Genomic DNA, 13,125 nt, shown 5'->3' with positions numbered 1-13,125 from the left:
ACTGAAAAAGAGTTTTACACAGGTTCTGATAAGATTTGAAGATATATACAAAGTAACTGGGCGATTCAGGTCTCCATTGCAGATTGTAATATTCTCTTAGATTTAGTCTAATTCTATGAAGAAAAATGACCTTAGGTCAAGGTGGAGAGGAGAGTAAGGTGTGATGTAATATTATTACTGGAATAAGATAACAGTTCGACGGGTTGTACTCCCTGGCGATATTGAGGGCGATCTGCAGGACGCGTGAGGGGGAGTGGAACTTACCGAAACGTCTTCTCTCAAGGAGTTGAACGACTCGAGGTTGTTAGGCTTGGGTCACATCCGTCCTTGGGAGAGACGAGGTAATTGAGGACGTCGGACTTACCCTGTACGTGCTCACCTCCTCAGCGTAGAGGAGGCGGTTCAGCTCCTCCCTCTCCTCTCTGGTCATGGAACGCTTCAAGTGCACCAAGCACTGTTGCCTGAGGGCGGAATCCCAGACAGGGAGATTGCCTTATCTAGGGCTTTCACCCCGTCAGCTACGACCAGGACGGGGTTAAACTTGCGCCATAGTCTAGCGAGGAGGGTCCAGTAACTCCTTGAGTCCTCCTCCATAGCCAGGAGTACGTCGAGGACTGCCCTCCTCCCTTCTGGTGACATGCCTAGAGTCACGAGGAGGACTCCCTCCCGTCAAATACGTACTTGAAGTTCCCCTGTACCTCCAGCCTCGTTGAGATGAGCTTGACGTTGAGCTTCCCTCCCAGGAAGGAATAGAGTGAGGAAAGCACCGTCTCCACTTGTTAGCTCTCCCTATCAGGCCTCCTCTCCGTGTTCGTCCTCACCTTCCTACCACCCCTGCAGATGACGGGTAACTTCACGGTGAGGAAGCTCACCTCGTGCTCTATCCTCCTCCCTCTCTTCTTCACAGTGAAACCTTTCAGAAACCTGTAGGTGGCGTAATCCCTCCTCGTCTCCTTCCCCCCGTACTTGGGGCTCGCCATCTCCGTATCCTCAACCGCTCTCCTCTCTATTTCCTTGACGTCTTCTTTAATAACGAGTCCTTCCCTGATGGGGACGAGCAGGATCGTGGAGTCGTGCTCTCCACGTCCTGGTTGTACTTCACGCATGGTATAATGTCCTGCCATCCCCTATTAGTATTACCCTGTTATTTTCCCTCCATGTACGACTAATTATTTCTATCTTGTCTTAAAGAAACAAAGCGAATTTGCAATGCAGACCTGAATCGCCCTAACTATTCCAATAGTTTTCATACAATAATTAGGCGTCCAAACATTTTATATGATTATGAAAAGACGAATATGATTGAAAATGTGAAATAGAATGATGAGTTGAATAACGATAAATAAATGAAGAAACAAGAGGATAAGAGAGTTAAAAAACAATACTCTGAATCTTTTATAAATTATCGTAAAATATGGATCTCTATCTTCTTATGGACGATATTAAGAAAAAGGGAAAGTAGTAAAGGATTTATAAGAAAATATCTAATTTCCTTGAGATAAACTATAAGCTCTTTTTCTTACAACGCTCATCAATGTATATAGTATCTCAAATGCGTCCAGGTTAAAATTTTTTGAATACTTATCCTTTTTAGCTAATATAGAATACCAATATAGATTTTCTTGTATCAAACCTGCTACATAGTATAACAAAGATACGCTAATTTTTTTCTCAGAAAATTGAATTGATTGGAGCTGTGAATAGGAGTACGTAAAATCACCTTTATCAAGGTCTTTGATTAGAGTATAATCTGGTAAATCTTTACCATTCACTATATAGTTGTCCATTTTATCTAAAATTTCTATTATTTTTGAATAATTTTCCTTCCATTCTGTATCATAATTTTGTAAAATTGAAAATATAGACGCTATTTGCAATTCCTTGGCAAAATAAACCTCTATTTCAGAATCATAACCTTCTTTTTCTCCTGTTATTAAACAGTCAAACTTTGGAAAATCTTTTATCATAGTAAAACTTATAGAATTATATATATAAAAAGTTGTGGGCCAACATGATATGGAAAGATTCAATGAGGGCGATTCAGGATTCAGTTGTGAATTGTAATTATGGCAAAACAGATCAAATAAAGGAAATTGTCTAGCGTGAATCCTTACCCAGCCCATGTGGTAGCGTTCAATTAAATTCATTCTATTTTGATAAATAAACTGAATTCTCAAAGGAGACGTGAATTGCCCAAGCAGTTGTGGAGTAAATTATCATATATTATATCAATTATTATCATGTAGGTGAATCAATGAAATGAAAAAGAGAAGAAAGGGAAGAAAAGAGAGATTTTATCATACATAACTTAAAATCATTTAAAGAGTGTTGAAATGAATTGAACTCAGGTCCATATAATGGTTGTATATCTTTCATAAAGAAAACGATTTTTTAGTATACTTTTCTATTTTTTGTCCAGCTCTATTTAGGTTTCATTGAAACTTTTCTCATTTCTTTTCGTCAATTTTTATATAGCTATATCAGAATGAGAGTTATATGGATGACGCGGAGCTAGTCAAGAATCATTCCTTTGGGACGTGGAGGAAACAGAGAGGATGGAACCCGATAAACTTGGTCTCAGCCAAGGGAGTATTTCTTTACGATGACAAGGGAAGAAGTTACTTGGATATGTCTTCACAGTTAGTGAACGTCAACTTAGGTCACGGAAACGAAAGGGTCATAAAGTCGATTGAACAAGGTATGTCGGATCTTCAATATGTTTCTCCGGCTTTCTCCACAAAGGCGAGGGCTGACGCCATCCGTTCCTTGTTAGAGGTGGTTCCTAAGGGAATAACGAAGTTCTTCTTCTCCACTTCAGGGACTGAAGCCAACGAGGCCGCGGTCAAGATAACCAGGATGGTAAAGTCCCCCAAGTATAAGGTAATCTCTAGGTACAGGTCATATCACGGGTCCACCTTGGCTTCGATGTCCTTGACCGGGGACTATAGAAGATGGTTCACAGAACCTAACTCGATGCCTGGAGTAGTGAGAGTACCCGAACCTTACTGTTTCAGGTGCCCGTTGAAGTTAAAGTACCCTGAATGCGGGATTTCCTGTGCAAACTACGTGGACTATGTGATAAAGCAGGAAGGTAACGTCGCGTCACTTATTGTGGAGCCTATAACGGGAACTAACGGGGTTGTGGTACCACCCAAGGAATACCTTCCGTTGTTGAGGAAGATAACGGAGGAGAATGACGTCATTATGATAGCAGACGAGGTGATGACAGGGTGGGGTAGGACAGGGGAGTGGTTTGCCGTGGACTTGTGGGGTGTAAGACCGGACTTAATGACTACAGCTAAGGGCGCGTCAGCGTCTTACCTCCCTGTCGGCATAACAGGGGTCAGCAAAAAAGTATCTGACTTCTTTGAGGACCACGTGTTCGCCCACGGTCATACATTTGAGGCTCATCCAGTGGTGTTGTCATCTATTCCAGCCGTGATACAAGAGTACAGGAGAATGGATCTGCTTTCTCACGTAAGGGACATGTCGTCTTATGTCGAAAGGAGGCTCAACGAGATAAAGGAGAAACACAAGAGCGTTGGCGATGTGAGAGGAGTAGGTCTATTCTGGGCTATAGAACTGGTGAAGGACGATAATATGACTCCAGTGGGCACTTATGAGGACAAGTACGGCGGAAGACTAACTGTGATAGACAAGATCACGTCCTATCTTATGGAAAGAGGAGTATACATCTTCGGAGGAGCGTCTTGGCTGGTGATCTCTCCTCCACTCATAATCACGAAGGAGGAACTGGACAAGGGACTTAACGCCATAGATGACGCACTCGCGATCTCAGATCAAGAGTTTTCCTAAGAGTACAAGGAATCTATCATTTTTTTAAATTTATTCATTATATATTATGTATAGAAGAAGAAAATTCTATATTATATTATGATGTTTTCTTTCAGAACTTGATATTCCTCTCGTTAAACTTCGTTAAGGCCAAATGTATGACTGTCAAATGTTTAGCCTGAGCGTGAGTACCTCTCTTCAGGTTAAATACATTCTTCATGAACCTCACTGTTAATTTAAAAAAATGGCAACTTTTTACCAGATTATCCTTTTATATTATAATAAATACATGCTTTTATGGGTCTGTTTAAAAGGAAATCAAACAATGAAAGTGTAGGGAAAAAGGATATGACTAAAATCTTGTTTACTTCAGACTTGCACGGTTCTGAGACAGCATTCAGGAAGTTCCTGAACGCAGCGAAGATGTATAAGGTGGATGCCTTAATAATAGGAGGAGATCTGGCAGGAAAGACACTTGTCCCAATAGTGGATTTAGGAGAAGGAAAATACGATATACAGGGACAGACAGTTGGAAAGGAAGGTTTGTCCACCGTGATTCAGGAATTCAAAAAGGGAGGCACTTACTACACTATAGTGGACAAGACCGAATACAAGGAGATGGTGGAGGACAAGAAGAAGGTAGACGAGAAGTTCAATCTGGCTATAAAGCAAGTCCTTGAGGATTGGATCGTGATCGGGGAAGAGAAGTTGAAGGACTATAAGGTTCCCGTTTACGTAAATCTTGGGAACGATGACCCTATGTTCATGTTTGACGTGATAGATTCATCAGAGGTCATGAAGAAAACTGAGGGAAACCTTCTAGAGGTCGGGGGGCACGAAATGATTTCCTTTGGATATGTGAACCCAACTCCGTGGAACACACCCAGGGAAATGAATGAAGAAGAGATTTACGCTCACCTGAAGAAGGAGATAGAGAAGGTCTCAGAGCCTTCCAAGTCCATATTTAACTTCCATGCACCTCCTTATGGTACAAATCTGGACAACGCACCTCTCCTTACCAAGGACCTGAAGCCAGTGGTAAAGGGAGGTGACATTGTGATGACGCATGTTGGTTCAACTTCAATCAGAAAGCTAATCGAAGAGTACTCTCCGCTAATGGGAGTGCACGGGCATATCCACGAATCGAGGGCTTTCGACAAGATAGGTAAAACTATCATCATAAACCCGGGAAGTGAGTATGGGGAGGGAATTCTCCATGCTACCTACATAGTTCTAGAGCAGGACAAAGTTAAGACACATCAATTCGTGCTAGGCTGACTTGAGAAAAGAATTTTTATCTTTCCTTCCTTTTATATGTTTGTTATATCTTTCTATCTAAAAAAGAATTTTTCAAATCGATAACCTCACAGTTATAGACATGTCATTTAGTTTGCAAGAAACGTAGAGCTGGTTCATTGGAAGTCTATTGTACGAAATTTCTCTGTCTTACAGCCCATGACAGCCTAAGTGACTTCTAAATAAGTCTCGTGTTATTAGTTAATTTTTTCTAATTTTGATCTTTTTAAGTTACTGTATAAATAGCTTATAACTAAACTTTTATAAAAGACGTATAAATTGGTGTGGCTTACCATGGATATTAATTTCACTAGGCTGTGGATGGCTAGAAACCTGTTGAGGACATCAAATTTAGGGTTCTCTATTTTCTTCATGTGGGAAATTATAGTCATATACCATTCGGTCTTTCTCGTTAGCCTGCTCCCTGCACTGTCTTTAGTTGGATATCTAATCTTGACTCTTCCTTTAGGATATGTTCTTGATAAGATAAGCAAATCTAAAATTATGTTTCTCTTCTCGATACTGACTTTCGTGATTTATGCAACCTTGGTTCTTTTTCAATCACTCTATTTGATTTACGGTGTAGATCTCCTTTCCTTCATGCTTTACATGGGTTCAGGTGATGCGTATTACTCCAGCATAAAGGAGTTGGTTACTGAGAATGAACTGCCTAAAGCCATGTCCTTTAACGCCGTGGGAAGGGCTGCCAGCGAGATAGCTGGAACTATCATGGGAGGTCTTTCTGCATATTTTGTACCGAAGTTCTTTCCCGTTCTTCTGGTCATCATTAGCTTATCCTGCGTCTTTTTATCGTATCCTATAAAGCAAGACGAGAAGAACAAGGAATTATTCCAGAAAACTTATTCTTATCATCAAGTGTGGAAGGTGATAAGACTCATGCTACCTCTTCTCTTGCTAGGACTTGTAGTAAACGGAGCTTTCACTGCGCTAGACGTATATTCCTCAGCCCTTTTCCATCAAATACTTCACGTCAGTGCAATATACTATACTCTCTTTCTCCTCACGTTCTCAATCGGAGCTTTTGTTGGGGGAATTTTAGGAGGAAAAGTATCTGAAAAACTAATTGATGAGAGGTTCATTTCTATAATAACGTCAGCCTTCGGTTTCGCATTTGTCTTGATCGCTTTCCTTAGAGCTCCGCTTTTAGAGTCTACAATCTCATTTATGATTGGAATCGGGATATCAATGGTAAATATCCCACTAGAAACGTTAATGATGAGGGTGATTCCTAAGAGGATCATGGGAAGAACAAATTCATTAATACAAGTATTTCTTATGGGGTCATCCCCTTTGATGGCGGTATTTTACGGTTTCGTCGCTACTCTGATCGGTATAGTTAACGTACTTATCTTGGTTGGAATTTTCGGGGTCTTATTAGGAATTCCCACCTTCTTTGTCATCAGGGATTTCAAGAAGGTAAAAGAGAGCGATGTTGAGAAATTAATCCAGTAAATGAAAGTAAGGTGAGGGAACATTTTATCGGAATTTTTAAAAAAGTCCTTATCTACAAAAATTATTAATCATTACTAGTAAATATAAAAATGAGAGAGGAAAAAAGGATTGATGTAATCTTCCTGTTTTCTGCGTTTAGGAAGGTATATGTTATGACGGGTGGGACATTAATGGTCATCAAGCCTACATAATTCTTAATTTATTTTACTATTTTTAAAATTAAGATATTATTTATTTAAAATTTTCAAGTTAAATCTAAAAATGATGGTACCTATAGAATAGTATGGTATCAGAATACGAAAAAGCCCCGGACTTCGTGTTGTACAACACGGAGCTGAAGCCAGTTAAGTTAAGTGATATGAAAGGAAAGACTGTAGTTCTCTCGTTTTTCCCAGCCGCGTTCACATCTGTATGCACTAAGGAAATGTGTACCTTCAGGGACAGCATGAGCAAGTTCAACGACTTAAACGCTGTGGTTCTCGGTATAAGCGTTGATCCACCTTTCAGTAATAAGGCGTTCAAGGAGCATAACAAGCTCAATTTCGAGATACTCAGTGATTACAGCAGGGAGGTCGTGAAGAAGTACGGAGTGTCCTGGGAATTCCCGTCACTTCCAGGATACGTCCTCGCCAAGAGGGCCGTCTTTGTGGTCGACAAGGAAGGTGTAATAAGATACAAGTGGGTCTCAGACGACCCCACGGTGGAGCCTCCTTATAGTGAGATAGAGAAGGTAATAAGTTCCATCTGACAGGTTTCTCACCACATTACGTGAATTTTTTTTCTTTTTTCCTATCTACTGTTCTTAAATGAGGATCTAATCCTATATATTTTTAATTCATTTTTTCCATATTTCTTTCTTAACATGAGATAAAGTTTTCATGTCTTCAGAGAAGTTTTGTTAAATATTGGTAAAATATACATGAAGACCTCATGTATGAAATGAAACTTATTTAAAGAAGAAATTTAAATCTTTTTTAACTAGTCCTTTAATCTAAGTCCATGGAAAATAACGAAAAGGTCGAAAGTTCATTTAATTCCACGATTACAAACGAGGACATCCTTCCAGTTAACACGTCGCTCAAGAAATGGGGCGCGTTAGACTTCGGCATGATATGGACAGTGATGAGCGTAGGAGTCCTAACGTGGGAATACCCATGGTTCGGAATCTTTTTAGGTCTACCTTGGGGGGTTTCACTGTTAATGGAGTTCCTTGGAAACGTGATCACCCTAGTCCCCATGATAATACAGTCCCACGCCGGAGCAAAATACGGACTTGCAGAACCCCAGATCACCAGGACGAGGTGGGGAATTTGGGGAGCCCAGCTACCCTCCATAGTGAGGTCCATAATAGGAACGGGATGGTGGGGAATTCAGCTCTTCATCTTCACCGAAATCGTGGCTGGGATCTATCTGTATGCCACGGGGAACTTGGACAAGGTTGTGATGCCGCTCGTGAAGTCCGGCTCGGCTAACTCGTACACGATTTCCCTGGCAGACCCTTCACTTTTCTGGGGAGTTTTCGTATCCGTGGTGGTAGCTGAGCTCGTGTTCCTATACTTCTCTCCTATAAAGAAAGGGCAAGAAACGTTGAGGAAGTTCAGTCTCATTGTAGGTCCTCTCTCAATAGCTTCCCTTACGTCCATTTTCCTGTACGAGGGATTCAAGGCTGGATGGAACGTAGGTGCTCTTCCGCCAGCGTTCGGACCGTTCTCCTTGATAGCTGCACTCTCCTTCCTGGCAGGCAACACTGCGAATTGGCTCACAATGGCGATAAGCATGCCTGACCTAGTGAGGTTTTCCAAGTCACAGAAGGCGCAGATGTATGGACAACTTGTCCTTCCTATCACTTATGCAGTTTTCGGGTTCATGTCCGTTATGGGGACTCTTTTTGCCTATTCCTTAGTCCACTCTACAATCATAGACCCAGTTCTGCTTTCTTTGCTGACCCTCCCAGCCCCGCTTTTGATGTTCGTTCTCTTCTCACTTCTGCTTGAGACCTTCGGTGTGAACACCTTGGCGAACCTCCTTCCTCCGGGGTACGACATTTCCAATATATTCCCTAAGAAGATTTCCTGGTTCAAAGGGGTGATAATAGCTACAGTGATCGGGTTGGCACTGGGTGCTTGGAGCTTCCTTGGGTCTGCTTACAACTTCGTGGACAACTGGCTCTTAGCTTACGGTACTGCGCTTGGAATAATAGTGGGGATAAACGTAGCCGATTACGTGGTCATGAAGAAGTTTTCCCTTGATACGAACGCGATCTTCATAAAGAACTCTAAGTACTGGTACTGGAAGGGGATAAATCCAGCTTCATTGATAACGTTCGCTGTACTTTCATTGATCTTGTACTCTCCTGATTTAGGGCTGAAAGTAGGTTTCCTCGAAGACCTTGCTCAGGTCGGCCCTCTATCAGGCTTGTTGATGGGGATGATGATGTATCTAGTTCTCATGAAGGTCCTGAAGCTGAAGTGAGGAAAAGGGAAAAGAGAAGGAAGATATAGGAAAGAAAACTATTTTTCTTTTACTGTGTAGAACGTCTTTTTACATCGTAATGAAAATAATTTTAGCGTTATAACGCATCCTAAATAAAGAGAGAAAAGTTAAAATAATAGGACGAGTTTAATAAATCAATGGCAAAGAAAACAAAGGATACAGTAAAAGACGCTTCTAAAGCGGCTGGGAACATAGCGGAGAAAGCTAAGGACAAAGCGAAGGAAGAAACTAAGAAGGTAACCGGTAAGAAGGACAAGAAGTAATGAATTGTAGGCGTGAAACGAAAATTATCATTTTTTCTTTTCTATATCTGTTTCTTTACTTTTCTGATTATTCGTATTTTTTATCCATCAAGTTAGTTAAGGCTAATTTTTATTATCATAATAACAGTGGTATCTCTATATTTATAATATATCACATCTATATGTTCTTGCTCTTCAACTTCGTGAGTAGATTATCCCTTATCACGTTAACGTCTCCCATCAGGAAAGTCACGGAGCAATACGTCCTCTCCCTTTGTGAGTAGATGAAGTCCTCTAATACGCACTTCTTCTGCATGCCAGCGTTTGTAAGCATCCTAATTGACCTTACGTTCCTGACATCGACCCAAGCGGTGATCTTTTTCACGTCTGGATATAAATTTAGGTGGTTGAGGAACATGAGCTGTGCTAATCCCGATCCTCTGAATTCCTTGGATAGAGAGATCGCGAACTCCTTCACGTGGTTCTGGAGGTTTCCGAAGACGGGCTCAGCCATTTGAGAGAAACCTACCACTTTTTCGTCGTGGAAGGCGAGCATTACATTTCCCTTCCAAGAGGACACCCAGGACTTCAACCTAAGACTTTCAGGTTCCCTATACCTGAAGAGGTTGAAGTTCTCAGGGTCGTCCTTTATCTCATTGATGAATGAGAGGAACTGCTGGAAATGATCCTCCTTCCCTATCTCGAGGACTACTTCCCTTCCATTTAACTTGAATTCTTTCATCATTATATTTTCTAACTCAGTTAGATATCACTGATATAAAAATATTAAGCGAGTGTGCCTTAGTGAATTAAGATGTTTTAACTTGTGTCAGGTTAGCTAGGAGAGATTTCAGGTTAGAATCTCTCTTATCTAAAGTCCGGTCCTGATAAACCAAGGAAATCATACCAGTCAGGTTTTAAGGTGAAGAAAACTTCATTCAGTATTGATGTCCAGAATCCACACATCCTCACGAAACGTTAGGTTACTTGCTCCCCAGGGATAGCGTAGGAACCTCTTCACGCTTCACGTTAATGTCTCAAAGTGCGTGTAGACCTGAAATATGAATCTCGTCTTTTAAGGTCTAACGAATTATATCAGTAACTCTCTAATTCTCGTGAAAGATTAGCCTTACTCTTCCTAGATTGTAGTCCTTTATTTGGCTTAAGCTGTCTCTTCCTGTCGCGGTACTAGATAAAATAACGGCCTGACAGGAACTATTTTTCCCTTTAACTCAGCGATACTTAGCACTACCTTCACGGATGTTCTGGGCCTGAACTACAGAGAGACACAAGGTGCCTGAATTGTCTGAAATATGTTGATAGATCTCAATTTATAAATAGACATGGCAAAAGTGTTCATATAAAAGACGAGATAGATTAAATAAATGTTTGGATAGTGGATATAAAAGATAGAGACTAGTTAATCAGTCTAGTTGATGACTTAATAGTGGAAATAGAAAAAACAAAGAATACAGAGTATATACTAGGTGAAAAGATGAGAAAAGAGAAAACCGGCGGACTAATACGCAAATACTCATATGTGGAGCCATTTTTAGCTCTTGGAGCTATAGCTCTACTAGCTCTGTTTCCCCAGGAATGTACATAAGAGCTGCGATTATAGTCTTAGCGGGATTACTGCAGTTTCCGCAGGCACTCTAGCAGGAGTAGCAGGTGCATTTGCTGGACTTGGCGCACTATCAAATGATTTGGGTAGTCCTGCCTTAGCAGGAGTGCTTCTTGGTGCAGGTATTGTATTTGCCGTTGCCGCCGGAGGTTTCGCTTAGATGAATTCTTAATGAAATCAATTTCAAGATATATAAAGTCAATTTTTGTTTTAGCTGTCTCTCTATACTTCTTTTCTTTCTGTCTTATGAAATATTAAAAGAAGACCGTTTTTTATCAATTGTACTATTTTACTTGGATTTTGGAGTAGTAATTGCTATAACATTTCTCATTATTCTCATGACGAGATCTATTATTAAGGAATCCTTGAAGTCTGATAGACCTACTTTAGTGGAATCTATGAGAAACGCAAAAGGTGAAAAGACTGCAATTGACCGGAGAGTCTACGTGAAAAATAACGCAATAAGCTCTCCCATTAGTTTAGCGCTGAAAATCGGGTTTATATTCTCTTTAACGGAGGCTATTTCCTCAGGCTTAATTTTCGCTTACTTTGTGGATGTCCTCCACGTTACTACGGTCACCTCAACTGACATAGTTGTGTCGTTCATGCTGGAATTTATCTTTGAAACCTTGGCCGCGATTTTAATCCTACCTAGGATAGGTCTATTTAAGGAAGTTAAACCTGGTGAGGTCAAGATTATAGGTTTATCCGATCAATCTGGTGGCTTAACAATGGAATTCATCTCCTTATCCAGATCTATTCGCTCTCTTTAAGACGATAGTGTTTATCGGATTGGGTCAGTCTGACGGATCGGACGAGTCAGACCCCGTTGTGAGGATTGTGAAAGCACATGAGTTAGGTCACGCTAAGGAACATCATCCACTTTTCATCGAGTTAGCCGGAATAGCCATGCTTTCCGTGTTCGGACCCTCAGCTTGGTTCATAGGATATGGATATGACACGCACGTGGTAAGCATCAGTACTGCTCTAATATTCAAAGTGGTCCTGGTCTTACTCTCAATGTTGATCTCCACCCTCCTCTTCTCGAGAGTAGCCGAGTCGAGGGCTAACGCTTTCACTTTCAGAACGGTTGGCGAAGGAGCATACGACGCTCTAGTTGACGAGATCAGGAGAGTGTACGGGAGAAAAGACGTCCAGTCGGCGGAGGAAGCTCCGTTTATCAGCAAGTTCACCCATACATCCTCAAGGGAGGCAATGAAGACAGGGGACCCTCTGTCGTCCCTTGGTCGTTGGGAGTCCCCGTGGCACTCTCTTTCCTGGCATCTACAATCGCAGTGATACATTACACCTCACTCGAATTGATAGAAATTCTCTTACCCATCCTTTACGTAGGTGCCCTAGTGGTATCCTCATTGATAGGATTGGTCTTCTTCCCATTAGTGAGGAAATACTATGGAAGGACAGAGAAGGGTGGAATGAACTTCTCCTTCATGTTAGCTGGGCTATACATGATCATGAGCTATGCCGCACTTGGTAGCTACCCTAATTTATATCTGACCGGCCTACAGTTCTTGGTTGGGATAGTCCTGATATCTATGATCGTCAGGACCTTCCTGGGATTGCGTGAGACTCTAAAAGTGGTGACTATAACGTTGGTCACTTACGTTGGTCTGAACGCTCTCATAGCGATAATAAAGATTCTCTACCACGGTGTCTAAATGAAGCTTAGAGGAGTTAATTGTAGGAAGGTTCTCAGTATTTATTTCACCTTCTGGCTCGGCCTCTTAGGAGGAGGCGTAATAGACTACTTCAGGGGCTTCTCCGAGCCCAGTACACCAGCTTCCGTTCCAATACCTGACTATGGGCTTTTCCTTAAGGTTATAGAGGTAAACTTCACGTTTTCGCTCGTAATCTTTCTGCTAGATATGAATACTGTCATTCAGAGAATAGCAATATTAATTATTTCTTTTGTTATGGGTGAAATAGCATTTACCTTTGGCTTCTTCATAGGTCTAATTGGTACTCTCCCCCATGGCGTTCTAGAGATCCTAGGTTTCAGCCTCGTTGCTTACGCGGGACAGAACTTCAGATCTAAGAATAACTACATCGTGCCATTGCTCATGGGTTACCTCTCATTGACGGTTGCAGCGTTCATAGAGTCGTCTTTAACTATTTACGTTCTTCAGCACGTACTAGCTCAACACTCTTTATGCCTTAACACAATCTTAACACAATAACGTA

The 13,125-nt window shown here is 41.3% G+C and carries 12 protein-coding genes and 1 pseudogene; 10 read left to right on the top strand and 3 right to left on the bottom strand.

Annotated features, from left to right (window positions below):
• Positions 1–136: 136 nt before the first annotated feature.
• Positions 137–1,106: pseudogene (locus tag IC007_RS11425) on the bottom strand (transposase).
• Positions 1,107–1,484: 378 nt separating this feature from the next.
• A complete protein-coding gene (locus tag IC007_RS11420) occupies positions 1,485–1,967 on the bottom strand; it encodes a hypothetical protein (protein WP_149528798.1) in 483 nt (160 codons plus the stop codon).
• Between the two features lie 529 nt (positions 1,968–2,496).
• Here IC007_RS11420 and IC007_RS11415 point away from each other — a divergent pair.
• From IC007_RS11415 to IC007_RS14095, 6 genes are all read left to right on the top strand, one after another.
• The gene (locus IC007_RS11415; RefSeq protein ID WP_054846087.1) at positions 2,497–3,816 is read left to right on the top strand and encodes an aminotransferase family protein; all 1,320 of its coding nucleotides are present in this window, start codon (positions 2,497–2,499) and stop codon (positions 3,814–3,816) included.
• Positions 3,817–4,092: 276 nt separating this feature from the next.
• The gene (locus IC007_RS11410; RefSeq protein WP_149528797.1) at positions 4,093–5,073 is read left to right on the top strand and encodes a metallophosphoesterase family protein; all 981 of its coding nucleotides are present in this window, start codon (positions 4,093–4,095) and stop codon (positions 5,071–5,073) included.
• Between the two features lie 312 nt (positions 5,074–5,385).
• Positions 5,386–6,564, top strand: a complete 1,179-nt coding sequence (locus tag IC007_RS11405) for an MFS transporter (protein WP_054846088.1) — start codon at positions 5,386–5,388, stop codon at positions 6,562–6,564.
• Between the two features lie 283 nt (positions 6,565–6,847).
• Entirely contained in the window at positions 6,848–7,312 is a 465-nt protein-coding gene (locus IC007_RS11400; RefSeq protein ID WP_054846089.1) for a peroxiredoxin, read from the top strand.
• A gap of 251 nt (positions 7,313–7,563) precedes the next feature.
• Positions 7,564–9,036: a cytosine permease gene (locus tag IC007_RS11395; RefSeq protein WP_149528796.1), complete on the top strand. Its 1,473-nt coding sequence runs from the start codon at positions 7,564–7,566 to the stop codon at positions 9,034–9,036.
• A 158-nt stretch (positions 9,037–9,194) separates the two neighbouring features.
• Positions 9,195–9,320, top strand: a complete 126-nt coding sequence (locus IC007_RS14095) for a hypothetical protein (RefSeq protein ID WP_256202607.1) — start codon at positions 9,195–9,197, stop codon at positions 9,318–9,320.
• 157 nt (positions 9,321–9,477) lie between these two features.
• On the opposite strand, the gene IC007_RS11390 is transcribed toward IC007_RS14095, so the two are convergent.
• Positions 9,478–10,044: a GNAT family N-acetyltransferase gene (locus tag IC007_RS11390; RefSeq protein ID WP_054846093.1), complete on the bottom strand. Its 567-nt coding sequence runs from the start codon at positions 10,042–10,044 to the stop codon at positions 9,478–9,480.
• Positions 10,045–11,321: 1,277 nt separating this feature from the next.
• Here IC007_RS11390 and IC007_RS11385 point away from each other — a divergent pair.
• Genes IC007_RS11385 through IC007_RS11370 form a run of 4 tightly spaced genes read left to right on the top strand, consistent with a single transcriptional unit; the run spans position 11,322 to position 13,121 of the window.
• Positions 11,322–11,696: a hypothetical protein gene (locus tag IC007_RS11385; protein ID WP_149528795.1), complete on the top strand. Its 375-nt coding sequence runs from the start codon at positions 11,322–11,324 to the stop codon at positions 11,694–11,696.
• A 19-nt stretch (positions 11,697–11,715) separates the two neighbouring features.
• A complete protein-coding gene (locus IC007_RS11380) occupies positions 11,716–12,222 on the top strand; it encodes a M48 family metalloprotease (RefSeq protein ID WP_162302140.1) in 507 nt (168 codons plus the stop codon).
• A complete protein-coding gene (locus tag IC007_RS11375) occupies positions 12,186–12,602 on the top strand; it encodes a hypothetical protein (protein ID WP_149528793.1) in 417 nt (138 codons plus the stop codon). Before IC007_RS11380 ends, IC007_RS11375 begins: the two co-directional genes overlap by 37 nt.
• The gene (locus IC007_RS11370) at positions 12,603–13,121 is read left to right on the top strand and encodes a hypothetical protein (protein WP_054846097.1); all 519 of its coding nucleotides are present in this window, start codon (positions 12,603–12,605) and stop codon (positions 13,119–13,121) included.
• Positions 13,122–13,125: the final 4 nt, after the last annotated feature.

Source organism: Sulfuracidifex tepidarius, from assembly GCF_008326425.1.
GTDB classification, from domain to species: Archaea; Thermoproteota; Thermoprotei_A; order Sulfolobales; family Sulfolobaceae; genus Sulfuracidifex; species Sulfuracidifex tepidarius.
Note: the sequence above shows the minus strand (reverse complement) of the source record. Positions and strands in the feature narration are given on the sequence as shown.